The following is a 23,866-nucleotide window of genomic DNA, read 5'->3' on the forward strand; positions in this document are numbered from 1 at the left end:
CTATGACGCGGATGCGGATGTTTACCGATGTCCGGCAGGCGAGACGCTGACATACCGCTACACGACTGAAGAAGGCGGCCTGGTGGTGCGGCGCTACTGGACCGACGCCTGTCAGACCTGCCCTGTCAAGGCGGGCTGCACCACCGGCAAGGAACGTCGTATCACCCGATGGGAGCACGAGCATCTGGTCGACGACATGCGCGACCGCTTGAGCCGCGACCCGGCCCTGACGGGCCTGCGTCGCTCGACCGTCGCGCACCCGTTCGGCACGATCTAGGGCTGGATGGGGGCAACGCACTTCCGGATGCGGCGGCTGAAGAACGTCCGCACCGAAATGGCCTTCCATGTCCCCGCCTATAACATCAAGCGGAGGGTCGCCCTGATCGGGGTACGTCGGTTACTGACCGCCAATCCGGCTTAAACTGGGGCGATCCGTTCAAATTTCACGACGGGAAACGCCGCAAGAGCGCAGATTCAGCCCCCTGCGGCGCATAAAGCGCCACAATGGTCAAAAATCCGGGTGCCTCCACAAAAAGCAAACGGAGCATCCTCTTCGTCGAGAAATCAAGCGAGTTTCCACACACCCTCAACCCAAAGTGGACGCGCCATTTCCGTGGTGAAGACAAGCAGGGCGAGGCCGGTGTTTCGAGTTGTTTAGCTAGCGGGGCTAACCTCGTGCAGGCGCCACTTATTCGGAACGCCCTTCAACTCGTGCTCACCGCAGTCCTGAAATTGAAACGGCGCACCAAGCATCAGTTGACGCGTGAGATCCGAGGTCAGTACCTGCCCGTCCTTGGCTTGGCCCATCACGCGCGCGGCCACGACCACGCCAAGGCCGCTGATGTCATCGCCGCGCATTTCAATCTCACCGGTATGTGCGCCGAAGCGTGCGTTCAGGTCGATTGCCGACAAGGCTTCTCGTACAGAACCAGCGCAGGTCAGCGCGCTGGTCGGAGAGCTGAACGTCGCCACCACACCGTCGCCCGTGAACTTTACAAGGTGACCACCGTGTCGTGATATTTGGGTTGCGCAGATGTCGTCGTGGCGGTTCATCAGGTCGCGCCAACGGTCGTCACCGATCCGTGCTTGTTGCGATGTGGACTCGACCAGATCAGAAAACAGAACGGTGGTAAGAGTACGCGTGGGTTGGGTTGTCACCGGGGCCGCGCCGGTGACAAACTCGACGATTGCGGCTGCATAGCTTTCCACGTCACCTTCCCAAGGCACATGTTCGTGGCCGGGAATGGTCTTGTATTCGGTCTTGGGCATCAAACGCAGAAAATCCTGGGCGCAATCCGCCCCGTTCGCTTCTTCGGTTTCGCGATGAATGACCAATGTGGATTGGGAAATAGAAGGCAGCAATTCCCGGATATCGATCCACGCGGCCAATTCGAACAGGTTGGCAACTGTGATCGGGGTCGCGCTCATCCGTTGGAAATGCGCCCAGGCTTCCTGAGCCTCGGCATCGTCCTGACTTGGGCCGAATTCGGAAAATGGGTGAGGTTTGTAGGGCTTTCCCCAGTTTTCGCGGAACTGGGCCAACGCAAGTTCAAGGCTTTCAGGTGTCAGATAACCACGGGTTAAACGGCCTTGAGCGTACCCGCCGCAAAGGGCCAGACGTTCGACCCGTTGAGGGCGCATCGCGGCATAGACACAGGCAAGTGAGGCACCCTCGGAAAAAGCAATAATCGTGGCCGAGGGCATGTCGGCGACATCCATCACCGCCTCGATATCCATCATGCGTTCTTCAAGGGTTGGTGTTCCCTGAATACGGTCGGACATGCCGTTGCCGCGCTTGTCGAAAGTAACGAGCCTTCCAGCCGAGCTGAGAGATGTCATCCACTGCAGATAGCCCGGATGTTCCATGAACGCTTCCAGATGCGAGATCATGCCGGGGACCAACACGAGATTTCGCGGTCCATCGCCCCATACCTGATAGGCGATGGAGAGCCCGTCGTTTTCAGTGAAAAGGGTCTCCACGCTGGCAGTCATGCACCCCTCTATTAGTTCTCTGGCCACTCTGCCGCCTGCGATTTCAACATAGATCGAAGCGAAGGTGACGCGCGATCATAATGAAGTCCGAAGGGCGTTTTGGCAACGACCGCTTTGGTTTAGGGAAGCTGCGGCGACAGTGCATGGATAGACGCCGGAATTTCTCTATGGCTTCGTACGCAGCTATTGGCGCGGTGGGGGCTCGCGCACGCTTTTTGTGTTGGCTTCGCCCGCAGACCGTGAGTTCGGCCATCACCTGATTTCGCGCCAGCGGCGAACGGCGGCACAGTGGGCTGCAATTGCAGCGTCAGGGTATTGGGTTGGGTATCGGTTATGTGTCGTTCTGCATCTCAGCGTGGTTTCCTCAGGTAAGGGTCAGGCTGCGGACAATACGGTCACTCGGGGCATGATGCCAAATGTCCGTTAATGGGAAAGAGGCTGGGGAATGACCGGATCAGAGACCTGACGATTCCGACAAGGAGTTAAGTAAGCAAATCGCCCGGTTCCGCAGCCGAGCTCGGCACGCAACCCGTCAAAATGCGCCGCCAGAGCTGCTGTTTTTGAAGGAGCACTTCTCAGGGTGATCCCGCACGACCCCTAATCTTGACGGCCATTTCCTGCCGAACAACCCGCTTAAACAGAACCTCATTGCATCGACTCGGCCATGAGGTGCAAAATCGACGTATTATTTTTATTTCAATCTATACTGTGGGCGGGCCAGAACATGAGCCGCGAGCCATTCCAGTTTGAAGATTTTCCCCTTTCCTTCGCAGAGGCGTCGCAGGCGAACTATTTTCGGTGCGTCTGTGAACACGTCGTGGATGGTGACACCATTGATGTCGTCGCTGATCTGGGCTTTCTCACCTACAACTATGTTCCAATTCGTCTCAAGGGCGTAGATACGCCGGAATTGCGGGGCACCAGTGGGGTCACGCACGAACGGGCTGTTGCAGCCTTCGCGCTGACACGTGACCGGGCATTGGGCCGCAAGATCCTGTTACGGACGAGCAAAGGCGCGCGATCTTTTGATCGCTTTGTCGGCACCGTGCTTGTCCCGCCCGAACCCGGTGGGAATCCCACTGAAGGTGTCGAAACCGTTTCCGGCACGACTTGGACCTCACTCACTACGCTTCTGATCGACAGCGGTTTGGGGGACGCAATCGATTGACCGACCCGGCCATGAGAGGAGGACACAATGATCGACACGACGTGGCATGACACACAAGTGCTGAACGGTATCGGCCCCGTAATGGCCGAAGCGCTCTCAGGCGTTGGCATTCACCACTCCGAACAGCTGTTGGGTCATCCTGATATCGTCCTTGCGCAAAGCCTGGCCGATCTGGGCGGGCTGACGGTGGAAAACCTGATGGCAGAATTCATCCCGCAAGCACGGCTTTTGCGGCTCGATGGGCTTAGCGAGGCACAGGCCCTCGATCTTGCCCAACGGGGGCACGACTATGGCACGCTGATGCTGTCGGATACCGAAGACCTCATGTCCACGCTGAACGGTGCGGGACATCCGGCTGCGATGCAAGATCTGCTGAAAGCTCAACTCGGTGCGGCACAGCGCTATCAGAAAGGCACGCTTCTGGTGCGTGTTGTCGACCCGGACTTGCAGCCGGTAGCCGATGCCGAGGTGTTCATCATCGACCCGCCCGGCAGCGGCACAGCCGTGGCCTGGACCTATCGCACCAATGAACGCGGTTATGCCCTGATTGAAATGGTCGCCGCCGGACAAAGCGCGATCCTCGCCTTTGCCGATGATCGTTCCGCCTATCTGCCGATGGCGCTGACTGCGCAAGCGCGGTCACTGATGTTGGTGCTTGATCGCGACGCGCCAGATGGGATCACGCATGACGAGGCAGTCGACGGCCCCGTCGCCATGGCTGTACCCGCCAGCCGCCCACAAGTCGACCTGGCTGATCTGGCCGATGGCGCATTGTTGGAATATTCGGGGATGCACGAAAACCATGGCGTTCTCACAGTATTCTTTCGCAAACGTTTCAAACTGACCTGGCGGATCGAAATCACATCGGTGCCGCAAAACGACCTGCCGGCCGGGATCAACCCCGGCGCGCTTCTGCTTTGGACGGGCAGTGCGCTCACCGACACTGGTCTAACCAGCCTTGAAGCCCGCCTCACCCTCATGCAGGGCGACCCCCTGCCAATCTGATTCCGGAGACCTGCCATGCCCCCGCCTCCTCCACCCAATAACTCGTCAATCACGGTCTATCAGTGGACCTTTGGACCGCTTGGATCGCCCTGTGGCGCCTGTATGCAATTGGGAGCAGTGCCATCGCTCGTGCGTCGCTCCAGCCCGCATGCCTTCTGCGTATGTCTGGGCGATATTCCTACACCCTGGCCGTGTACCTATCAGGGCCGTTCAAGCGTCGAATCCGAGACTGAAACGTTCGAAGTCCCGGGTCCTGTCATACCGGCCGGAGGCAGCCGGAAATGGACGACCTCGGCTTCAGCGACAGGTAGCGTCTCGGTCACCGGCGAGGGTGACGGAACTGCGGCCACCGTCTCAGGCAGCACGACCACAGGGGAATCGACAGAATGGAATATCAGCAATCCAAATGATGATATGGCAGTTCAGTTGTTCGAAATCTGGAACAACATCAACGAAAGCTGGGTCGATACAGTGGAATGCACTGTCGTGGGTTTTACCGTGACCCATAACATCCCACGCAGCGAAGCACGCCAGGAATTCGGGGGGTTTATCTCACGACCTTTCGTACCCTGACGAAAGAACGGTGGGCGCGTTCCCTTTTCAAAGCCGAACCGTGCGAGAGGTGGGTTCCCTCTTGCCGCAACCATACCGAACGACCAGAGCTGACGAAACGCGTCCAGGTAGTCCAGAGCAAAACCAGGCGACCCGTTCAATTTGAAATCGCGGAAACCACAGGGGACTCTGTCCTGGCATAGTTTCTCGCCGCAGCAATGGTTTGAATCGAGCCCGGCCTGCCGGATGCCGCACGGTGCATGAATGGCCGGTTTGCGTGAACATCGCCGCGCTTATGAGGATGGTGCATAGCTTCCGTCTTTGCGGTGCACCTCGCCGCCGCTGAGTGGAGGATTGAAGACGCAGACAAGCCGCAGATCAGCGTCTGTGGCCCGCACCATATGCCGGTCATGTTGATCCAGCGCGTAGAGCGTAAATGGTTCAACAGGATGCCAAGTTTCGTCGTCAGACGTCTTGATCTGACCGTTACCCTCGACACAATAGCATGCCTCTAAGTGATGGGTGTATTCAATTTCAAGCAAGGCACCCTTTTTGATGACCGTGTCCGTAAGCGAAAACCCCATCCCATCAGAGGCAAGTAGTAACCTTCTGCTGTTCCAACCCGGACCGGATACGTCCTGATCTGTGCCAAGGATATCTCTGAGCGCCGTAACAATCATATTTCACCGCCTCATTGCTATCGTACCGCGCGGTTCATCCCACCGTCTGACAGTATACTCTGACCATTAATATACCGGGCTGCATCGCTGGCGAGAAATACGCAGGTTTGTCCGATTTCCTCGAACGTTGCGGGTCGCTGAGCAGGGATTTCCCGACGGGCTTGTTCGGACAGGTTCACATTCTCGCAGAACCCTGGAAGCAGGTTGTTCATGCGGATGTTGTGCCGCGCATAGCGATCTCCGTAAAGCTTTGAAAAACTGTGCAGTGCACCGCGCAGCATGCTCATTGGATAGGGTGCGCGTGGTTCGATTGTGTTCATGGACGAGATGTTTACGAAAGCACCCCCGCCTTGTTCGATCAGTATCGGCGTGACGATGCGGGCAATCTTGACGACGTTCAGCACATACATGTCCAGGCTTTCGTGCCACAATGCGTCGCTGAGCTCCAATAGAGGTCCGTCAAAGTCAGGATCGAACCCGACGGTCTTGATGGTTTCGGGCACCGTTCCACCGTGGCCCATATTGCTGACGATCGCATCGATCCGTCCATATTTACTCATGGTGTCGTCGATCATCGCCTGTAAATCATCAACGTCCAGCACAGAGCCGCGGCGGCCAATGCCCCCAAGGTCCTCCGCCAGTTCGACAGAGCGGTTTGATGGTGACATCAGTGAGACCTTGTAGCCTGCCTTTGCCATTTCAACGGCGCAGCCCCGGCCAATGCCTTGCCCTGTACCTGTCATCAGCGCGACTTTGACTTCGGCCATTGCTTTTCCTTTCATCAGGCAAGTTGTGTGTGAGATTTTTTTGATCTGAAACCATGTAGCCTCGAACAAGCAGAAGGACCTATCGATTTTTTGAGGTTAGGCTGTTAGATTTTCTCACATGGCAGAGAATCTCAGACACCTTCGTGCCCTTCAAGCCTTTGACGAAACCGCAACCCATTCCAGCCTGACCAAGGCTGCGGATGCATTGAACGTCACACACGGGGCAATCAGTCGGCAAATCAAGTTGCTGGAACTGCACCTTGGCGTGACACTCTTTCATCGCCGCCCCAATGGGGTTGAACTGACTAAGGCCGGGGAACGCCTGCATCAATCAACACGCGGGGCGTTTTCTGCTTTGCAATTGGGCGTATTGGAGGTGAAGCGATTACATCGCCGCCAGTCGATTACAGTGTCCTTGTCCACCTCGCTGGCGCTCAAATGGCTTGTACCGTTGCTCAGTTCGTTTCAGCAAGCGCATCCGGGTATCGCATTGTTGCTGGATACAAATGACAGCTTTGCAGATTTCAATGCAAGTGAGGTGGATGTGGCCCTGCGGTTTGGGGAACCCGGTTGGGGCGGGCTATATCATGAGCTGATAAGACAAGAAGAACTGGTTGCAGTGGCCGCCCCATCCCTTGTTGAGAAAGCACGCCTGCCAATGCGCGCCGAGGACGTGGCTGATCTCCCGCTGTTGCACGATGCCTTCAACGTCGGGTGGGAAAGCTGGGCCGCGCAAGTTGGGTTGAGCGATGATCGACTTAAATCTCAGAGTATCAAGTATGTCGATAGTGCTGTTCTTTTGGAGGCCGCGATTGACGGGCAAGGCGTGGCATTGGCCAGACATCTTTTGGCGGCAAGAGATTTGGAACTTGGCCGCTTGATCCGTCTCGATGAAAGTTGTGTTCCCTTGGATCGTGGGCTCTACTTCGTCTGCCGCCCTGATGATCAGGAACGGGTCACGGTGAGACTGTTCAAAAAGTGGCTCATGTCGATTTGAACTTCGTGCCGACACTGAATATCCGCGAAAGCAGTCATTGAATCACGTATTACAGGAGACGGCTCCGTCCGCGCCTTTCATATCTAGGCTTGGTGTGGCGAACGTGCGGTCTTGATGTAGTTTCAAAATCCGCTTGGCAACGACCGCTTCAGTAATCTGGGCTATGATGCAACCCATTGGGCCGCTTGAAAGTGTGGTGCCGGAATTCCGGCACCACGTTGAAATTATTTGTCGGTCACGTCCGATATCCATGTTCCGGCGGCGACAGCGCGCGGCAAGCCCAGAGGGCCGATCGCCAGAAGCGCAACCTGCTGCATGTCTTCAGCCGAGATGCCCTCGGCCAGTCCCCGGCGGCTATGCGAGTGCACGGCACCTTCGGATGCGGCCCCAATTGCAAGCGCGAGTTTGACGAGGCGGCGTTCCCGGTCGGTTAGTGAACCCGCCTGTGCGGTTGCTGATCCAAGTGCGGCATATGCATCCCAAATCGTCGGATGTTTCGCGGCAAGCGCCCCTGCGGCGCCGGGCAGATCTTTGGTCATCTCAGTCTCTCCATCCTGTTAGTTTGTCCCTGTGGCAACGATGTCTTCAAACGCCTTTTTGGCTTTCTTGGGCATTTTCGCGTCGAGGAACCCATCGGGCATGTCACCAGCGCCGACCTGAATGACCATTACCATACCCATGCCAAGATGTGGTTTGCATTTCACGCCGATCATGCCTTCGGTGGTCAATTCGACCTCGATCTCTTCATTGATCTTGCCGGCGAAAGGCTCTTGTCCTTCGGGGACCATGCCCTTGACGGTTTCGGCATTGTGACCTTTGTCCGCCGCGCGGAAGACCACCACATCACCAACCTGGGCCGAGACAAATCGCGGTTCGAACACCATAGTGCCCGCTTCGCCGCGGTTCAGCATCTGGACCTCGATGGTTTCGGCAAGCGCCGGGATCGGGGCAAGCGCCAGCAGGGTGGCGGCAGTCAGGGATTTGAGTTTCATCTTACGTTTCCTTGTCAGGCTTGAACGTTTCATCCACCAAGCGCGGACATATGGCGCGCCACGGCGGGTTTTGACATTTGTGAAAGGTCGAAGCGGTGACGCTCGGGCTTCATCAACAGCGCGCTTCGAATGGCGGACGAGGCCTCATCCTCGGATCGGCGCAAGGGCGCGCGCAGATCAACCGATCCTTCGTCGCCCATGCAGGTGTAGAGGCGTCCGGTGCAACTGACCCGCACCCGATTGCAGAGCGCGCAGAAGTTGCAGGACATCGGGGAAATGAAACCAAGCTGGCCACCGGTCTCAGCGACCTGCACATAGCGCGCCGGACCGCCGGAACGGCGGTTAAGCGGGGCCAGCGTCCAGCGGCGCGCCAGGTCCGATTGCAGATCACGCAGGGACAGCGCGCTGTCACTTCGATCCTGACCGGTATCGCCCAGCGGCATTTCCTCGATCAGCGTCAGGCCCATGCCGCGCCCATGGGCAAAGCGGATCAGATCGTCGACTTCGTCTTCGAACGCGCCACGGCTGGCAACCGCGTTCAGCTTGACTTTCAGGCCCGCGTCCTGCGCGGCATCCAGCCCGGCCAGAACCATGCGAATATCACCAAGCCGGGTCAGGCTGCGGTATCGATCCGGGCATAGCGTGTCGAGCGAGACGTTGACCCGCTTTACCCCGCAAGCGGCCAAACCATCTGCATGGCGCGCCAGCAATGTGCCGTTGGAGGTAAGTGTCAGTTCATCCAGCGCGCCAGACCGCAGATGCCGCGACACATCCCGAAACAAGTCCATCACATCGCGGCGCACCAGAGGCTCGCCCCCGGTAATGCGCAGCTTGCGCACACCGCGCCGTATGAAAATGTCGCTGAGGCGGGCCATCTCTTCAAGGCTCAGAAGGTCGCGCTTGGGAAGAAATGACATCTTCTCGGCCATACAATAGGTGCAGCGCAGATCGCAGCGGTCGGTCACGGACAAACGCAGATAGGTGACGGTTCGGCCAAATCCATCGACCAGCGGGGCCAAAGGTTGGCGCGCTTTGCTTGCGGGGGCCAAAGAGGCGCCAAGGCGGGCAATTTTGACGGGGGTCAGGTCAGAAGGGCCTGTATTCTCGCCGAAACCACTGCTGTTAGTATTGTCCAGCATCGGACCCTCCTGCATGTGATAGTGAAAATCTGGGGGGGTACGCGGCCGGGCTTTGGCCCGGCCGCGCTGCTCTTTGGTGCCTTAGTTGGCGTCGGCCGCGTTCATCATCAGGTATTCCATGACGAGCTCGCGTTCGCTGTCATCAAGACCAGCCCGTTCGAACATGGACGGCACGATGCCTTTCCATTGTTGTTGCGTGTAGTGGGTCACTTCCCGCGGGGCGTGACAGACGGTGCAACGCTGGAAGAACATCTTTTCGCCTGGGGTCATGTCGGCATAAAGAGACGCGGTCAAAGCTTCGAGCCGTTCCAGACCAAGCTTGTCATCGTCAATCGCGGCAAGCTCTGTGTCCTCGATGATCGCGGGCTTTTCGTAGGCCATGTTCGGGCCTTCCGGGTCTTCGCATTTGCGCATTTCGATCAGGACCGTGTTGGCAGTCGTGGCCTCGCTGAGGCCCGAGGCGCGCTGCGTGGAGGTCAGGAAGTTTACCAGACCCGAGTTACAACGTCCCTTGCTGTCCAGTGACGGCCAGCACCCTTCGTAGATCGAAACGACGCCCGGCATGATCTCGTCGCTGACAACGGCCCCGGCAATAACGGTGCCCCGGTCGTTGTAAAGCTCGACCAGATCGCCATCGGCGATGCCGCGTTTTGCGGCGTCATCGGCGTTGATCCGAACCGGTTCGCGGCCCTGAACCTTGTAGATACCCCGCAGCGTTTCCGACTGGTCCATCTGGCTGTGCAGACGGTACCACGGGTGGGGGGACACGACGTGCAACTGGCCTTCTTTGGCGTTGCCGAGATATTCGTGTTTTTCCATCCAGGTTGGCATACCGGGGCAGTCGTCGATCTCCATGTTCGCGATGTTTTCGCAGAACATTTCGATCTTGCCAGATGCGGTGTGCAGCGGGTTTGTGTCCGGGTCCGAGTAGAAATCGCCGTGGCGCACCCATTTCCGGGCCTCTGCAGGAACCGGCATCCGGGCGTACCCTTTTTCCCAGAACTCTTCGAACGGGGTTTCCTTGGCCGCGCCCGATGCCTCATAGGCCAGTTTGATGTGATACATCTTGTCTTCGCTGTCGGTGAACTGCGCCCACAGACCCAGTTTGTCGGCCAGACCTTCGAAGATTTCATAGTCGGGCAGGCTTTCGCCAACGGGTTCGATCACCTTCTTCATCGCGTAGACGCGGTCGTTCGAATAGGTGCCGCCCGAGGTGATGTCATCCTGTTCCAGTGTCGATGCCGCAGGCAGGACGATATCAGCCCAGCGGGTTGCAGCGGTCCACCACACATCGACCGAGACGATGGTGTCGACCTTCTCAAGCGCGCGGATCAGCCGGTTGGTATCCTGCTGGTGCGACATGAAGTTGTTGCCGGCGTTGAAGATCATCTTGATGTCGGGATAGGTGTTGGTCTGCCCGTTATAGAAGAAATCCACGCCCGGACTTTCCAGCGCCTCGGTAATGCGCGAGGCCGGGACGATCTTCTTGACGAAGTTCCGGCCCTGGCTCATGCCGACCGGAGTGGCGTTACCACCTTGGGGCATACCGCCGTTACCGTAGTGCCACGAGAATCCTACGCCCTCGCCCGGTTTGCCGATCTTGCCAAGCAAGGCTGCAAAGTTGATCAGCGACCAATAGGCCATTTCACCATGCTGGGCACGCTGGATGGCCCAGGAACCGGCAATGCTGGTTTTCGACGATGCAATGAGTTCGGCGAGATCCTTGATCTCCTGCTCGTCAATGCCGGTGATTGCCGAGGCCCATGCGGGTGTTTTCGGTGTGCCGTCTGTTTCGCCTTTCACATAGGCAATCCACTTGTCGCTGCCGACTGTGTACTTGTCCATATAGGCCTGATCTTCCAGACCGTTTTCCAGCGCATGATAGGCCATCGACAGGAACAGGGCGGTATCGGTGTTCGGTATGATCCGCTTCCATTCTGCGTTCAAATAGTCGTCGCTGGCGGTGCGCTGCGGGTTGATCGAGATGAACTTGACACCCGCATCGCGGATTTCTTCCCAATGGGCGTACATGCCGTGGTCAGCCACGCGGTATTCGATCCGGTTGTTCTTGATCGGGTCACAGCCGACAAGCACGAACAGTTCGGTATTGTCGCGGATGGTTTCCCACGCGGACTGCGCGGAATAGACTTCCATGTCGCCGATGATATGGGGCAGGCAGACCTGACCGGCACCGGCCGACCAGTCGCCCGCGGTGTTCGTGCAGCCGCCCATCAGGTTGATCAGACGTCCCTGCAGAACATTCGGACGGAACACACCGGCATTCGACCAGCCGCCATAGGACGAGCTGAAGATCGCTTCGTTGCCGTGGTTGGTGGCGGTATCCAGCAGCGCCTTGGCGGTCAGGCTCCAGGCGGTATCCCAATCGACGCGGACATATTCTTCCTTGCCGCGCAGTTCAGGTTTGATGTCGCCACTTTCCCAGCCTTCCAGATAGGATTTACGCACCATCGGATAGTTGATCCGGCTCTTGTCATAGGTCCGATCCATGACGCCGTAGGCCAGCATCTCGGTGGGACGAGCATCAAGTTCCATGATCTTGTTGATGCCGATCAGTTTGCCATCGCGGACCACGGCCTCGAACGGGCCGAAATGGGTCGCGTGGAATGTGCGTCCTCCGAACGAGTTGGGATCAAGCGCGGCGAGCGCGGTGGAATTCATCAGAGCGGTTGCGCCGAATGTGGCGATACCCCCTTGCAAAAAGGCGCGGCGGGTTGGCGTTGAGAAAGACATATCGGGCCTCCTGTGGCTGGCTTCTGGGCGCACATTATTCTTTGGACGAAGCTGACACCTTGATTGCGCACAACTGCGGTTGTCCGAATATGTAAAGAAATGTAAAAGTGGCTTATGGCGCAGCATATCCTCATCGTCGAAGACGACCGCACAACCCGGTTGCGGCTTGCCGCTTACCTGCAAGAGCAGGGGCATCGCGTCAGCATGGCCGAGGATGCGGACGGGATGGAAAGCATCATCGAATACGATCCGCCGGACCTGTTGCTGGTCGATATCAACATGGACGGAAAGGATGGCCTGACGATCACCCGTGAACAGCGGGCAAAATCACGGGTTGGTATCATCCTGCTGACGGCTCGCGATGATCAGGTCGACAAGATCGTCGGCTTGGAAATGGGCGCCGACGACTATGTGACCAAACCCTTCGACAAACGCGAGTTGGCAGCCCGCGTGAAAAATCTGCTGGCCCGGATTGCGGATATCGGTCAGGCCCCTGAGGGTGCTCCGCCGGTCGAATTGTTTGGTGTTTGGTGTTTTGACCGGATTCGGCACCGGTTGATCTCGGCAGCAAGAACAGAAACGCTCACACCCCAGGAATTCGCGGTTATGACCGCGCTGGCGGATCACCCTGGGCAGACGCTCAGCCGTGCGCGGCTGTCCGAACTGATCGGCCGCAGCTCAAGCCGCGCCAATGACCGGATGATCGATGTGGTGGTTGGACGGCTGCGCAAGAAACTGGAAAAGGACCCGGCAAATCCCGAATGGATTCTGACCCAACATGGTCAGGGCTATCACTTCGTCGACCCGGCCTCGACCTGAAGCCCCGCCTTTGCGGCCGCCGCTTCAAGGGTGATCGCCGCAGTCTTGGCACTGGCGCAGACCCGATCCAACTGGGCCTCGCTGGCATCACTGTCTTGGGCCTCCAACTCGGCAAGCAGCGCACACAGCGCCTCAAGCCGGAAATTCGAGGCGGCCCCTTTCAACCGGTGCGCGGCCTTGCGTTGCTGGTCGGCCCGTGTGGACTTGATCGTTTCTACCGCCTCGGGCAATGCGCGCAGAAACTCGGATAGGATCAGCCCGGTTGTTTCGGGGCCGAGATCTGAAATATCGCTGCGAAGACTGTCCAGAACCGCCGTTTCGTGCCGGGGCGTTTCGGTCGGGCTGACGGGCGAAAGAACTTCCGTCAAAGCTCTGGGCGAGATCGGCTTGGCCAGAATGCGGGCAACACCCAGCCGGGCGCGGTTCTGTTCGGTGTCATCGATCAGATGCGCCGTCAGCGCGACCAGCATCGGCGCGTGTTCCCCGGCGCCAATCCGTGCAGCCACCTCCTCGCCCCGCATGTCCGGCAAATCAAGATCGATCAGGATCAGATCGAAACGGTTGTCGCGGTAACACTCCAATCCGGCCGTTCCGGTTTCGGCTTCCTGCACCCGACAGCCCAGCCGCTCCAAGTACCCCCGTGCCACCATACGGTTCACAGCATGATCGTCGATCACCAGAACACTGCGGTCCAGATCAGCCTCGGACAGTTGGGTTTCGTCTTCGGGCACACAGTCTGCATCGCCGGGCATCAACGGAACGGTCAGGGTAAACCGGGTGCCGACGCCGGGTTCACTTTCGACGCTCAGCACCCCGCCGAGCGCTTCGGTCAGATTGCGCGAGATGGCAAGACCCAGGCCCAGCCCCTCAATTCCCGCGCGCTTGACGGCTGCTGTCCGCGAATAGGCATCAAACGCCTGAGCGATCGCCTCGCGTGTCATGCCTATTCCGGTGTCGGCCACCGTGAAACTGACAACCGGCTGTCCGGTATCGTCCGCCACCGCATGATCCACGGTAAGCGTGACAGTCCCGCGTCTGGTATACTTGACCGCGTTCGAGATCAGGTTGCCCAGAATCTGGCGGATTTTCACAACATCGCCAAACAGCACCGGCGGCGCAGGCTCTGCGAGTTCAACAACGGTCTGCAGCCCTGTCTTAGCGGCCAGCGACTGCAACTGGTGACCAAGCTGGCCAACCAGATCGCGCAGGTGAAAATGCACCGGGTTGGTGCGATTGCCGCGGTCTTCACTGCTCGCATAGTCCAGAATGTCATTGGTGATCTCAAGCAATTCGCGGGCCGAGCGGTGTGCCGTTCGCACCCGATCTTGCCGGGCCTTGTCCGTCACTTCGGCCTCCAGCAGCCCCAACATCCCGATAATCCCGTTCAGCGGGGTGCGGATTTCATGGCTCATCCGGGCCAGAAACTCGGTCTTGCTGCGGTTTGCGGCCTCGGCCTCGGTGCGCGCCGCGTCCGAGGCCTGCATCTCGGCGACGACATCGCCGGTACGCGCGATCACCGCCTCTTCCAGATGTTCGCGCAGATCGGCCGCTTCGCTTGCACGGCGCCGCAGGATGTTGAGCGCCTTTTCCATGCGCCCGATCTCATCATGACCGCTGATCTGCAGCGGAGCGCCATAGTCCCCTTCTGCCACGGCCACGATGCGTCGGGCCAGCTCTCCCAGACGTGCGACCAGTTGCCGTCGGGCGTAAAGCCACAAGATCGAACCGGTGATCACCGCAGCCGCGACCACCACAAGCAATGCGATGTTCATCACCGACGACTGCCGTTCCGCAGCCGCGATCTGGGCGACCCCCTGGGCCTGCACTGCGTCGCGTGCCTGTCGGGCTTGCGATGACAGGCTGGTGATCATGGATTGCAGGTGTTGACTGTCGTCAGCAATCGCCATCTGCAAAGCGATCCTGTCCCTCTGCGTATCAACCAAACCGCCTTGCGCAATGGTTCCGCGCAGCTGGTGCAGCGCAGCCTGTGCCGCATCCCGTGCTGTAGGCGTCGGCAGATAGCGGATGCGGTGGTCGGCCAGCGTCAGACGATCCGATAGCTCGGCGCGCAGATCGGCCAGCGTATCCTGCGCGGCCATCACCTGCACCTGCTGCAGCTTCAGCCGGATCGCATCAACCACGTTTGCGAGCTCGGTCAACCGTTCGAATGCAAAGAAATGACGATCCGCAAGCTCGTCCAGCGCCGGGCGCGGGTCGCCTTCAGACTCGGTATAAATCCCTACGATGCCAGCTGTTATCCGCAGACGCGCCAGATCGGTCTCGTCGCTGATGAGTGAATCCAACTGGCCCGCCAACTGGATGATTTCGTCTGTCTGTTCCGCGATCCGGATGGCAAGCTGCAACTCCTCCTGTCCGTTTTCGGCCATTTGGGCGACTACTTCGCTGGCACGAGGTTCCGGCCCCGCGCCTGCCATGGCGGGGGTCATGCCCTGCAGGACCTGAACCCCACGTTCGATGCTTTCGACGGTCTGACCAAGCGCAACTGAAATGCGATCAAGATCATCGCTGGTATCCGCCTGCGTGAATGCGGTGGCAAGCGTGCCGACAACTTCGGCAGAGGCACCGATCCGGCTGGCCAGCTCAATCGCGGGCAGGTTGGTTTCGATCAGCTCGTTCTGCGTGCGAATAAGATATCGGTTGACGGCAATCGCGACGATACCCACCATAATGGCAAGCGCCCCCATTGCCGAAAGAATCTGGATCAGCCGCGTGTCAAATCTCGTCCGTCGCATTGTCAGACACTACGGGGCCTTCTGGGCTGGTTCAATCTTGGCGACCGGACTATGTGTCGCGTTCTGGTCTGCTGCTGCGGCAGGCCCGCGCCCTCTGGTGTGCGTGCTTGTTCCCCATTTCAAGGATGAATACTGGCTAAGCGTCGGCTATGGCCTGGAACAGCAGGCTGAGCGGTTGGGATTGGACCTTTTGTTCTATGAGGCGGGCGGCTATCGCGCCCGGTCCCGCCAGATCGAACAGATTGATACCTGCATTGAACAGGGCGTCGATGCGATCCTCATCGGTGCGGTGACATCCGATCATGCGGATCTGATCGCGGCAATAGAACGGGCCGCGCTGGGGACCTCTGTTTTTGGTCTGGTCAACGAGCTTCATGCAGAGACGCTGAGCGGACGCATCGGGGTCGACTGGCAGGATATGGGACAAGCCGTTGGGCATCACTTGGCCAAGCTGCATCCCCAAGGATCGCCAGCAAAAACCGCAATCCTCATCTCTGGCCCGCCAGAAGCCGGTTGGACCGGCCCGCTGGAGGTCGGGTTGCGCAATGGCCTGAGCGGCAGCGAGGTGACAATCCTTGAGGTCTTTGGTGCCGATACAGGCCTTAGTCAGCAATTGGCTCAGGTCGAAATGGCATTGGAGCGCTACCCGAATGCCGATTACCTGATTGGCAGTGCACCAGCGATCGAAGCGGCCATTGGCACATTAATGCACTCCGACAATCCAAGCCCACCCGGTTTGATTTCGACCTATATCAGCCACACAGTCATTCGGGGCCTCATGAATGGCAAAGTTCTGGCGGCCCCCTTTGATGACCCGACCATGCAGGGGACTATGGCGCTTGATCAGGTGGTTGCCGTACTGACGTCTGGAGAGCGAGAAGGGCTGATCGGCCCCGACATCGTTCTTTTGACCCGTTCGGATGCGGAATTGACCAAGATACTCATTTCCCCTGCCGAGTACTTTCCAAACATTCAGTGATCGCCAGTGATTTCATCACCTACATGTCCTTTCAGGTGATTTGATCCGCAGTTGCGAGTATTGAACAAGAGCAGTCCCGAGGCATGAAAGCTTCAGCGATATGCCCTCTACACGACATTTGCGTGAATGGCCCGGCAACGTCGTATTAGTCCGCAATCGATGGCTTCACACGCTGCGCCTGATTGTGAAGGCAGGCTTTGGCCGGAATTCGCTCTGCATAGAACTGACCGGGTGCCGTCAACTTTTGGTGCTACGATGCCCTTGGCCCGATGATCTCAACCAGTTGCTATGCGAACGTCCCATGTGTCGTTCAAGGGGCTGCTATTTGTGAACGTTCCAATCGGGTTTGTTGCTTTTGATTAAAAGCTCTTCGATTGCGCTTCTGACTTCATCAGGGGTAACCTGAATTACACTTACACCAACATCTTGATTGTTCTCCAGACACATTTGCACATTTTCAAGCTGTGCGCCTGTCCGCCTGTCTTTTGAAAACAGGTGTTGGCACAGTCGCTCTCTTATGCCTTTGGATTTCCTTTGGCCGATGTATCGAAGTTGCCAATAGCCGGTACCTTGATCCTTTGACCAAAGAGCATATACGTTGCCGCCCTCAACCAAGAGTGTTGCGAGGGAAGCCTTGTTAAGCTGACGAGACTCTTTCATCCTCTGCGTCAGGCAGTTGTTCGGATCGCCTCTGTAGTCGATTTTGACAACTCGTTTTTGATCCAAGAGGATATCTCCGGCATTCGTAGCCGCAGCCTCAAGCTCAGGTGTTAAGTCAATGCTCGTTTGGTTTTGTTCTGTCATAGTCTTGCAGGCCAAATGAAAATGAATACACCGCGTAACCTGATCTAGCTGGTTTGTTTTTTGATTGTAAGCGGATAACCGTTTCATAAGAGCAGGCTGTCGAACTGATCAACAGCGGCGATATGATCTCGGCGGGTCAGGCACACGGCCTCTTGGTGACGCTAATTCGCGCTGACCCAAGATCAATTCGGGCGTAATATTGCTGGGGCCGTTCCGCAGATCGATTGATAGCAGGGTGTGCGGGGCAGGGGCATGTCTGTGGCGATACTTTCCTGCAACTGGCTTGCTGTGGTGCGCGAGCGTAGCCGCCACGCGACAGGCGCCAGAAATGCTGATGGGTGTCAATCATCGGCTTTGCCTTCTGATCTCTGACGTAATCCCGGTCGCAATAAGCTGAGGCTGCCTCGTCTCGTCAGGCTTGCGACTTACCTGTGTAGAAACCGGTCAGTTCATCGGCCAGCGATTTATAAAGCAGATGCACTTCTTCCAGTCCGGGAACGTCCAGTTGATCGATCCTTTCCAGAAACGGACAGTTCACGACGCTGATTGCCGTCCCTTCATGGTCGAGCACAGGGTAGGCGAGGTTCGTCACCCCAACCGCGGTGGCTGATGGCATTCGCTCATAGCCCAACTCGCGGATGCGGGCCACATGTTCCCTGAATTCGACCGCATCCAGTTCCGGTTCGCCCTGCGCCAGCCTGTGTTTGTCCAGCAGTTCGTCAAGTTCGATATCGCTGCGGAAGGCGGCCAGAACGCGCCCGGTGCCGGTGTTGCCGAGGCCAATCACGGTTCCAACGCGCAACGCCAGACCCCAGTTCCCGGGAGAGGCGATCGACGCAACAACAACAATGTCCCCATTGCTTTCCATCCCCATATGGCAGGACTGCCAGGCTTTTCGCGTAACGGCCCGCATTTTGGGTGTCGCCATCTCAAGCAGCCGCTCGACTGGCGGATATCTTTGCGAAATCGCAAACATTTTCAGGCTGAGCGAATAGAGATCATCATCAGACGACCGGATGACATATCCGCGCCGCACCAAAGTCGAGAGCATCCGATAGATCTCGCTTTGAGAGCGATCGAGCGCGCGTGCAATGTCACCCTGCGCCAGTCCGTCGGCGTGCTGCGATAGCAATTCGATAATGTCCAGCCCCTTCTCAAGGGCAGGGGCGCGATATTTCTCAGAAGCTGCCGACACGTATTCCTCCCAAGTCGCGTTTGAGGGCGACTGCCTCAGAAAGTGACTTGAAAACATGGCAAATGTCAACGTAGATTTACATATGAAAAAAGGTTTTGCATACGAATAAAGGCGATACGGGAGAGCCACCAAAGAAAAAATCTAGGGAGAAGCACGTGATGAATTCGTCCAGAACAATCAGCGGGTTGCTTGCCAGCTGCGCCGTTATGGCTGCAGGTGCGGTGCACGCGGAATCGGACTGGGGATCGTTCCCCGGGGCTTTTGTCGAAGCTCTATCGAACTGCGCATGATCGACCTGATCCCATTGGTCAAACAGGTCGATGTGATCCAGCCCATTGTCAGTCGGGAAACACTCATCGTGACCGATAGCGACGGGCGCAGGGTGTGGGCTATTGTTATACCATCAGCACCTGTGGCCCGTCGGTGATGGCGCTGCCAGAGAAAACGCTGGCGCCCGCTGTGATCGGGCGCGAGGCCGTTGGGCCGGGTTATGAAATCCTGACCGATGGCAATCAGGGCTTTACCCTCTCTGAGGCGATCCGCCGGGCGCAGGTATTGGAAGACTATGATATCGGTTGGTTCGAGGAACCTCTTCCCGCTGATGACGTCGCAGGCCACGCCGAGCTGTCGCGCCGGAGTTCTGTTCCGATTACCGTCGGTGAAAGCATGTATTCGCTCAGTCAGTTCAAGGATTTTTTGCAAGCGGGCGCGGCCAGTATCGTACAAGTTGACGCAGCGCGGGTCGGAGGGATCACACTATGGCTGAAAGTGGCGCATCTGGCCGAGGCGTATAACATGATGGTCTGCTCGCATTTCCTGATGGAACAGCACTTGCCGCTGGTCTGTGCGGTGCCGAATGCCAAGTGGCTGGAATACATCCCGCAGCTTGACAATGTGACCACGCATACGATGCAGATCGAGGACGGCTGCCATTCCATCAGATACGCCGGGTCTGGGCGTCGCGTGGGACTGGCAGGCTATCGCTGCCCAGCCCCCACCGATTGAGATCAGGGAGGTCGTATAATGAAACGTATGGGTATGGTGATCGGTGTAAAACCCGAAAAGTTGGACGATTACAAGCGTCTGCACGCCGCTGTTTGGCCGGATGTGCTGGCGCAGATCGCTAAAAGCAATATCTGCAGTTGCACGATCTTTTTGCGTGAACCCGAGAACCTGTTGTTTGGGTGCTGGGAATATCACGGCACTGATTTCAAAGGGGATATGGCCCGCATGGCGCAAGACCCCCGAACGCAGGAATGGTGGACTTTCACCGACCCTTGCCAAAGCCCGCTGCCCAGCCGCGCCGAAGGCGAACAATGGGCACCCATGATTGAAGTATTCCACACGGATTGAGGACGACATGACCAAACCACAGGGCCGTCTGGCCGGAAAGAAAACGCTGATAACCGCCGCAGGGCAGGGCATTGGACGCGCCAGCGTCGAAAAATATGTGGCCGAAGGCGCGCAGGTGATCGCCTGCGATATCAATGAGGCAACGCTTGCTGAACTGGCTGCAATCGAGGGCGTGACAGCTCTGAAACTGGACGTCACCGATGCGGATGCCGTGGCCGAGGTCGTGGCAACCGCCGGCGCTTTGGACGTACTGTTCAATTGCGCAGGGTTCGTGGGGGCCGGGTCCATTCTGGAATGCGATGACGACCAGTGGGATTTCAGCTTTGATCTGAACGTCAAGGCAATGTATCGGCTGGCCAAGCTGGTGCTGCCCGGCATGTTGGAAAATGGCGGCGGCTCGATCATCAATATGTCTTCAGTCGCCTCGTCGATGAAAGGCGTGCCGAACCGTTTCTCGTATTGTGCTTCGAAAGCGGCCGTGATTGGCCTGACCAAATCCATTGCCGCCGACTTCATCACGCAGGGCATCCGCTGCAACGCGATCTGCCCCGGCACCGTCGACAGCCCCAGCCTGCACGACCGCCTGCGCGCCACCGGCGATTATGAACAGGCGATGAAAGACTTTATCGCGCGCCAACCCATGGGCCGCATCGGCCACGCGGACGAGATCGCCGCCTTGGCCGTCTATCTGGCCAGCGACGAGACCGAATTCACCACCGGACAGACCTTCGCCATTGACGGTGGCTGGACCGTTTGATCAGGGAGGTTTGAGATGCAACTGCTGCGTTATGGCCCGGTTGGACAAGAAAAACCCGGCCTGATGGAAGAGAGCGGTGCGATCCGTGATCTGTCCGGTAAAGTAAGCGACATCGCAGGTGACGCGCTGTCGGATGCCGGGCTTGATGCTTTGCGGGCTTTGGATGTGAATGCGCTGCCTGTGGTCGAAAGTGCGCCTCGTATTGGTGCCTGTGTTGGTCAGGTGGGCAAGTTCATTTGCATCGGTCAGAACTATGCGGACCACGCCGCTGAACCCGGTATGACGCTGCCCGAAGAACCGGTGATCTTTTTTCAAGGCAACGTCGGCGATCATGGGTCCTGATGACACCGTGAAAATCCCGCGCGGTTCGGTCAAGACCGACTGGGAGGTCGAGCTGGGCGTGGTGATCGGCAAGCACACCAAATATGTACCTGTCGAGGACACGCTGGACCACGTCGCTGGCTATTGTGTGATCAACGATTTGTCCGAACGGGACTTTCAGCTGCACCGCTCGGGTCAGTGGGTCAAGGGCAAGCCCGCCGACACGCTCGGTCCCATCGGCCCCTGGCTGGTGACCCGCGATGAGGTGCCGGACCCGCAGAACCTGCCGATGTATCCTGAGGTCAACTGGCATCGCTATCAGGACGGCTCGACCAAGACGATGCATTTTGATGTGGCGACCGTGATCTCGCACCTGCCGCAGTTCATGTCCCTGCAGCCCGGCGATGTGATCTCGACCGGAACGCCTCCGGGCGTGGATATGGGGCAAGACCCGCAAACCTATCTGAAGCCGGGCGACAAGATGGAGCTGGGCATCGAAGGGTTGGGCGTTCAGCGTCCAACCGCAGAGGCAAGCCTATGACCCGTACCACCGGCATTCGGACAGAAGACCTGCGCTTCCCGACCCCGGTCACGCGCGCAGAAGGTTTCTCGCTGCACCGCCGCCAATATTTGATTTGCAGCGCAGCAGAAAATGCGGTCATTCATGCGAGTTGCAGCACGGCTTTGATTGGCAAGAACAGGACCGCGCAGACAATGCTGCCAATCAAAACGGTGCATGCTGGGTTTTTGATAGGTGAGTTGAGAGGACGTTTCGATGGCAGACACAGAAATTTACGAAAAGCAGCAACTGGGCGGAGCCCTGGAAAAGGGAAACCGAACAGCGCTAATTGTGGTCGATTTTGTAAACGGGTTTATCGACCCGGAGATATTCGGGGGTGGAAATTGTTTGGAGGCGGCGCAGACAAGCATCGGTGTTCTATCAGCGTTCAGAAAACAGGACCTTCCGATTGTATTCACCCGTATCGTTTATTCAGAGGACGGGTCTGATGCGGGGGTCTGGTGTGAAAAGGCCCCCCGGTTGCGCGAACTGAAGGAAAGCAATCCTGCAAGCCATGTAATTGACATTCTGCGACCGATTCGCGGCGAATATGTTCTTTGCAAAACTCAGCCTTCGGCATTCTTCGACACGAACCTTGGATCGGTACTGCGCGGCAAGAACGTTGATGCGGTCGCCGTCATCGGAGCGACAACAAGCGGATGTGTTAGGGCCACTGTGGTAGACGCTGTCAGTGGAAATTTCCGTCCAACAGTCATTTCGGACTGCGTCGGAGATCGGGCGCAAGGCCCTCACGAAGCAAACTTGTTCGACATGGAGCAGAAATATGCCAACCTGATCCACTCGAAGGATGTGCACAAATTGTTCTGACAACAGGCAAGTGGCCGCAAGGGCTCCGTGCCGACTTGCGGTGCCACAGAAATGGGCAATCCCACCGCGATTTGTGACCAGCCGTTCATGTCAAATCACATGGATCATGTGAGGCTCCTGTATAATGTCGTCATTTTTGAGAGGTTTTGCCTGAAGCTCGCCATTCGCTGAAACGGACCGGTCGTCATAGAAATTGCGGTGGTCGCTCACCCCGAGTCCACAATGGAACGGTCGATTTCTCGCTGCGCGCGCTCGCATCACAAGAAATGTCGCAGTAGCGTAAACAGGCGCGCTGCCCCGCAGCAGGAAAACCGGTCATTCATGCTGGCCGCGACAAATCTAAAACTGCAAATTTACATAGCGGTGAACTAAGTATGAGTTCGTTGCAATGGCGCGAAAATTTTTTGCTTTATTTTGATTTTAAGCTCACTCAATGCGGACGGGCAATTTGCGAGATACGCTGGAATTTCTTCCTGTACGCGGCCGGGGACAAGCCGGTGCCGCGTTTGAATACGCGCCGAAAGGATGCCGGATCGTCATAACCGACGGCCGCGCCAACATCGTCATTCGAAAGCTGATCTGTCTCCAGCATCTGTTTGGCTTCTTCGACGCGGAGCGCCTGAACATATTCAATCGGGGCAAAACCCGTTGCCGCGCGAAACCGTCGCGAAAAGGTCCGTGCATTCAACCCCGACCGTTCAACCATCTTCTCAACTGGTTTGGTTGTCGCATAATGATCCGCGATCCACACCTGGCAGTCGGAGATCGGACCGTCGTTTGATTCCATCGGGCGGGTCATCACCGAATAGGGTGACTGACCTTCGGAATGCCCACTGAACAGGAAGACCTTGGCGGTTTCAATCGCAGTCTGGTAGCCACAGTATCGTGCAATCAGATAGACCGTGAGGTCATGCCAGGCGGTGACCCCACCGGCAGTTACGATCCGGTCAGCCTCAGCTGCCAGGCAAAGCACAGTTTCATTGCGAAACGTAATCTTGGGAAAATGGCGCTGAAACATATCGCGATAGGCCCAATGTGCAGTCGCCTGATGGCCATTCAGCAACCCGGCCTCCGCCAGCAACAGGGAGCCGGAACACACCGATGTCAGCAATGCCCCTTGCTGGTGCACCCGCTTGAGCCAGTCTATTTCGCGTGGATATCGACCTTTGGGCACATCATAGATCGATGTGTACAGGTCGCAGATCACAACAGCGTCGGCATCTTCAATCTCGCCAATGGCGCTTTGGGGCTCCACCGGGATGTTGCCAATACAGTGAAAGGGCTTGCCATCGGCAGATACGATGCGGACATCCAGCATTTCGTCGCCCGGCGCACCAGTTACCATATCCGGATAAACCGCGCCTGCGGACATCAGAACATCATAGAGTCCATAAAGGACTGATGCCGATGTTTCTGGCGCGGCGAGCAACACGATGAGTGGTCTTTTGGCTGTGT

At 57.7% G+C, this 23,866-nt stretch carries 21 protein-coding genes and 2 pseudogenes; 12 read left to right on the forward strand and 11 right to left on the reverse strand.

What is annotated here, in order from left to right:
* Positions 1–421: pseudogene (locus tag ACOQFT_RS16880) on the forward strand (transposase); the annotation flags it as partial.
* 233 nt (positions 422–654) lie between these two features.
* Here the strand turns inward: ACOQFT_RS16880 and ACOQFT_RS16885 are convergent.
* A complete protein-coding gene (locus ACOQFT_RS16885) occupies positions 655–1,992 on the reverse strand; it encodes an adenylate/guanylate cyclase domain-containing protein (protein ID WP_421599056.1) in 1,338 nt (445 codons plus the stop codon).
* Positions 1,993–2,656: 664 nt separating this feature from the next.
* On the opposite strand from ACOQFT_RS16885, the gene ACOQFT_RS16890 reads away from it, so the two are divergent.
* From ACOQFT_RS16890 to ACOQFT_RS16900, 3 genes are read left to right on the forward strand one after another with little or no spacing between them, the layout of a single operon-like run.
* Complete coding sequence (locus tag ACOQFT_RS16890; protein WP_421599057.1) at positions 2,657–3,160, forward strand: thermonuclease family protein; 504 nt, start codon at positions 2,657–2,659, stop codon at positions 3,158–3,160.
* 27 nt (positions 3,161–3,187) lie between these two features.
* Entirely contained in the window at positions 3,188–4,165 is a 978-nt protein-coding gene (locus ACOQFT_RS16895; RefSeq protein WP_421599058.1) for a hypothetical protein, read from the forward strand.
* A gap of 15 nt (positions 4,166–4,180) precedes the next feature.
* Complete coding sequence (locus ACOQFT_RS16900; RefSeq protein WP_421599059.1) at positions 4,181–4,738, forward strand: hypothetical protein; 558 nt, start codon at positions 4,181–4,183, stop codon at positions 4,736–4,738.
* A 272-nt stretch (positions 4,739–5,010) separates the two neighbouring features.
* Here ACOQFT_RS16900 and ACOQFT_RS16905 read toward each other — a convergent pair whose 3' ends face one another.
* Both ACOQFT_RS16905 and ACOQFT_RS16910 read right to left on the reverse strand, forming a co-directional pair.
* On the reverse strand, positions 5,011–5,397 hold the full coding sequence (locus ACOQFT_RS16905; protein ID WP_421599060.1) for an ectoine synthase: 387 nt from the start codon (positions 5,395–5,397) through the stop codon (positions 5,011–5,013).
* Positions 5,398–5,414: 17 nt separating this feature from the next.
* Entirely contained in the window at positions 5,415–6,164 is a 750-nt protein-coding gene (locus ACOQFT_RS16910; protein ID WP_421599061.1) for an SDR family oxidoreductase, read from the reverse strand.
* Between the two features lie 118 nt (positions 6,165–6,282).
* Between ACOQFT_RS16910 and ACOQFT_RS16915 the strand changes: the two genes are divergently transcribed.
* On the forward strand, positions 6,283–7,161 hold the full coding sequence (locus ACOQFT_RS16915) for a LysR substrate-binding domain-containing protein (RefSeq protein WP_421599062.1): 879 nt from the start codon (positions 6,283–6,285) through the stop codon (positions 7,159–7,161).
* A 224-nt stretch (positions 7,162–7,385) separates the two neighbouring features.
* Here ACOQFT_RS16915 and ACOQFT_RS16920 read toward each other — a convergent pair whose 3' ends face one another.
* The 4 genes from ACOQFT_RS16920 to ACOQFT_RS16935 all read right to left on the reverse strand — a co-directional run bounded on the left by ACOQFT_RS16920 (position 7,386) and on the right by ACOQFT_RS16935 (position 12,043).
* Entirely contained in the window at positions 7,386–7,700 is a 315-nt protein-coding gene (locus ACOQFT_RS16920; protein WP_421599063.1) for a carboxymuconolactone decarboxylase family protein, read from the reverse strand.
* A gap of 18 nt (positions 7,701–7,718) precedes the next feature.
* On the reverse strand, positions 7,719–8,153 hold the full coding sequence (locus ACOQFT_RS16925; RefSeq protein WP_421599064.1) for a pseudoazurin: 435 nt from the start codon (positions 8,151–8,153) through the stop codon (positions 7,719–7,721).
* Between the two features lie 29 nt (positions 8,154–8,182).
* Complete coding sequence (moaA, locus tag ACOQFT_RS16930; RefSeq protein ID WP_421599065.1) at positions 8,183–9,292, reverse strand: GTP 3',8-cyclase MoaA; 1,110 nt, start codon at positions 9,290–9,292, stop codon at positions 8,183–8,185.
* A gap of 81 nt (positions 9,293–9,373) precedes the next feature.
* The gene (locus tag ACOQFT_RS16935; protein ID WP_421599066.1) at positions 9,374–12,043 is read right to left on the reverse strand and encodes a molybdopterin-dependent oxidoreductase; all 2,670 of its coding nucleotides are present in this window, start codon (positions 12,041–12,043) and stop codon (positions 9,374–9,376) included.
* A 114-nt stretch (positions 12,044–12,157) separates the two neighbouring features.
* Here ACOQFT_RS16935 and ACOQFT_RS16940 point away from each other — a divergent pair, with 114 nt between their 5' ends.
* Positions 12,158–12,862: a response regulator gene (locus tag ACOQFT_RS16940; protein WP_421599067.1), complete on the forward strand. Its 705-nt coding sequence runs from the start codon at positions 12,158–12,160 to the stop codon at positions 12,860–12,862.
* Here ACOQFT_RS16940 and ACOQFT_RS16945 read toward each other — a convergent pair.
* Entirely contained in the window at positions 12,835–15,615 is a 2,781-nt protein-coding gene (locus ACOQFT_RS16945) for an ATP-binding protein (RefSeq protein ID WP_421599068.1), read from the reverse strand. The two genes, ACOQFT_RS16940 and ACOQFT_RS16945, sit on opposite strands and share 28 nt — an antisense overlap.
* Here ACOQFT_RS16945 and torT point away from each other — a divergent pair.
* Positions 15,593–16,594 carry a TMAO reductase system periplasmic protein TorT gene (gene torT, locus ACOQFT_RS16950; protein WP_421599069.1) on the forward strand — a complete coding sequence of 334 codons (1,002 nt, stop codon included), beginning with the start codon at positions 15,593–15,595 and terminating at the stop codon, positions 16,592–16,594. The genes ACOQFT_RS16945 and torT overlap by 23 nt on opposite strands.
* 321 nt (positions 16,595–16,915) lie before the next feature.
* Here the strand turns inward: torT and ACOQFT_RS16955 are convergent, their stop codons facing one another.
* Together ACOQFT_RS16955 and ACOQFT_RS16960 are read right to left on the reverse strand one after the other, a co-directional pair.
* Positions 16,916–17,398 (reverse strand): hypothetical protein, encoded by a 483-nt coding sequence (locus ACOQFT_RS16955; RefSeq protein WP_421599070.1) that lies wholly within the window; start codon positions 17,396–17,398, stop codon positions 16,916–16,918.
* Between the two features lie 412 nt (positions 17,399–17,810).
* Complete coding sequence (locus tag ACOQFT_RS16960; RefSeq protein WP_421599071.1) at positions 17,811–18,593, reverse strand: IclR family transcriptional regulator; 783 nt, start codon at positions 18,591–18,593, stop codon at positions 17,811–17,813.
* Positions 18,594–18,977: 384 nt separating this feature from the next.
* Between ACOQFT_RS16960 and ACOQFT_RS16965 the strand changes: the two genes are divergently transcribed.
* The 5 genes and pseudogenes from ACOQFT_RS16965 (at position 18,978) to ACOQFT_RS16985 (ending at position 22,411) form a co-directional block, all read left to right on the forward strand.
* Positions 18,978–19,598, forward strand: coding sequence for an enolase C-terminal domain-like protein (locus ACOQFT_RS16965; protein WP_421599072.1), 621 nt, complete (start codon positions 18,978–18,980; stop codon positions 19,596–19,598).
* An 18-nt stretch (positions 19,599–19,616) separates the two neighbouring features.
* Complete coding sequence (locus tag ACOQFT_RS16970; RefSeq protein WP_421599073.1) at positions 19,617–19,946, forward strand: L-rhamnose mutarotase; 330 nt, start codon at positions 19,617–19,619, stop codon at positions 19,944–19,946.
* A gap of 7 nt (positions 19,947–19,953) precedes the next feature.
* Positions 19,954–20,703, forward strand: a complete 750-nt coding sequence (locus tag ACOQFT_RS16975; protein ID WP_421599074.1) for an SDR family oxidoreductase — start codon at positions 19,954–19,956, stop codon at positions 20,701–20,703.
* 15 nt (positions 20,704–20,718) lie between these two features.
* Positions 20,719–21,565 (forward strand): annotated as a pseudogene (locus ACOQFT_RS16980) (fumarylacetoacetate hydrolase family protein).
* Positions 21,566–21,799: 234 nt separating this feature from the next.
* Entirely contained in the window at positions 21,800–22,411 is a 612-nt protein-coding gene (locus tag ACOQFT_RS16985) for an isochorismatase family protein (protein WP_421599075.1), read from the forward strand.
* A 430-nt stretch (positions 22,412–22,841) separates the two neighbouring features.
* Here ACOQFT_RS16985 and ACOQFT_RS16990 read toward each other — a convergent pair whose 3' ends face one another.
* Positions 22,842–23,783, reverse strand: coding sequence for a GlxA family transcriptional regulator (locus ACOQFT_RS16990; RefSeq protein WP_421599076.1), 942 nt, complete (start codon positions 23,781–23,783; stop codon positions 22,842–22,844).
* Positions 23,784–23,866: the final 83 nt, after the last annotated feature.

Origin of the sequence: Ruegeria sp. MALMAid1280, assembly GCF_049195285.1 — a bacterium.
GTDB lineage: Bacteria > Pseudomonadota > Alphaproteobacteria > Rhodobacterales > Rhodobacteraceae > Ruegeria.

What these genes read in the sequence shown, in the direction of transcription:
- ACOQFT_RS16935 (WP_421599066.1), bottom strand. Translation starts at nt 12,043, where the DNA reads ATGTCTTTCTCAACGCCAACCCGCCGCGCCTTTTTGCAAGGGGGTATC.
- ACOQFT_RS16910 (WP_421599061.1), bottom strand. Translation starts at nt 6,164, where the DNA reads ATGGCCGAAGTCAAAGTCGCGCTGATGACAGGTACAGGGCAAGGCATT.
- ACOQFT_RS16905 (WP_421599060.1), bottom strand. Translation starts at nt 5,397, where the DNA reads ATGATTGTTACGGCGCTCAGAGATATCCTTGGCACAGATCAGGACGTA.
- ACOQFT_RS16885 (WP_421599056.1), bottom strand. Translation starts at nt 1,992, where the DNA reads ATGACTGCCAGCGTGGAGACCCTTTTCACTGAAAACGACGGGCTCTCC.
- ACOQFT_RS16900 (WP_421599059.1), top strand. Translation starts at nt 4,181, where the DNA reads ATGCCCCCGCCTCCTCCACCCAATAACTCGTCAATCACGGTCTATCAG.
- ACOQFT_RS16990 (WP_421599076.1), bottom strand. Translation starts at nt 23,783, where the DNA reads ATGTCCGCAGGCGCGGTTTATCCGGATATGGTAACTGGTGCGCCGGGC.
- ACOQFT_RS16970 (WP_421599073.1), top strand. Translation starts at nt 19,617, where the DNA reads ATGAAACGTATGGGTATGGTGATCGGTGTAAAACCCGAAAAGTTGGAC.
- ACOQFT_RS16890 (WP_421599057.1), top strand. Translation starts at nt 2,657, where the DNA reads ATGAGGTGCAAAATCGACGTATTATTTTTATTTCAATCTATACTGTGG.
- ACOQFT_RS16895 (WP_421599058.1), top strand. Translation starts at nt 3,188, where the DNA reads ATGATCGACACGACGTGGCATGACACACAAGTGCTGAACGGTATCGGC.
- ACOQFT_RS16955 (WP_421599070.1), bottom strand. Translation starts at nt 17,398, where the DNA reads ATGACAGAACAAAACCAAACGAGCATTGACTTAACACCTGAGCTTGAG.
- ACOQFT_RS16940 (WP_421599067.1), top strand. Translation starts at nt 12,158, where the DNA reads ATGGCGCAGCATATCCTCATCGTCGAAGACGACCGCACAACCCGGTTG.
- ACOQFT_RS16985 (WP_421599075.1), top strand. Translation starts at nt 21,800, where the DNA reads ATGGCAGACACAGAAATTTACGAAAAGCAGCAACTGGGCGGAGCCCTG.
- ACOQFT_RS16975 (WP_421599074.1), top strand. Translation starts at nt 19,954, where the DNA reads ATGACCAAACCACAGGGCCGTCTGGCCGGAAAGAAAACGCTGATAACC.
- moaA (WP_421599065.1), bottom strand. Translation starts at nt 9,292, where the DNA reads ATGCTGGACAATACTAACAGCAGTGGTTTCGGCGAGAATACAGGCCCT.
- ACOQFT_RS16925 (WP_421599064.1), bottom strand. Translation starts at nt 8,153, where the DNA reads ATGAAACTCAAATCCCTGACTGCCGCCACCCTGCTGGCGCTTGCCCCG.
- ACOQFT_RS16920 (WP_421599063.1), bottom strand. Translation starts at nt 7,700, where the DNA reads ATGACCAAAGATCTGCCCGGCGCCGCAGGGGCGCTTGCCGCGAAACAT.
- ACOQFT_RS16945 (WP_421599068.1), bottom strand. Translation starts at nt 15,615, where the DNA reads ATGCGACGGACGAGATTTGACACGCGGCTGATCCAGATTCTTTCGGCA.
- ACOQFT_RS16915 (WP_421599062.1), top strand. Translation starts at nt 6,283, where the DNA reads ATGGCAGAGAATCTCAGACACCTTCGTGCCCTTCAAGCCTTTGACGAA.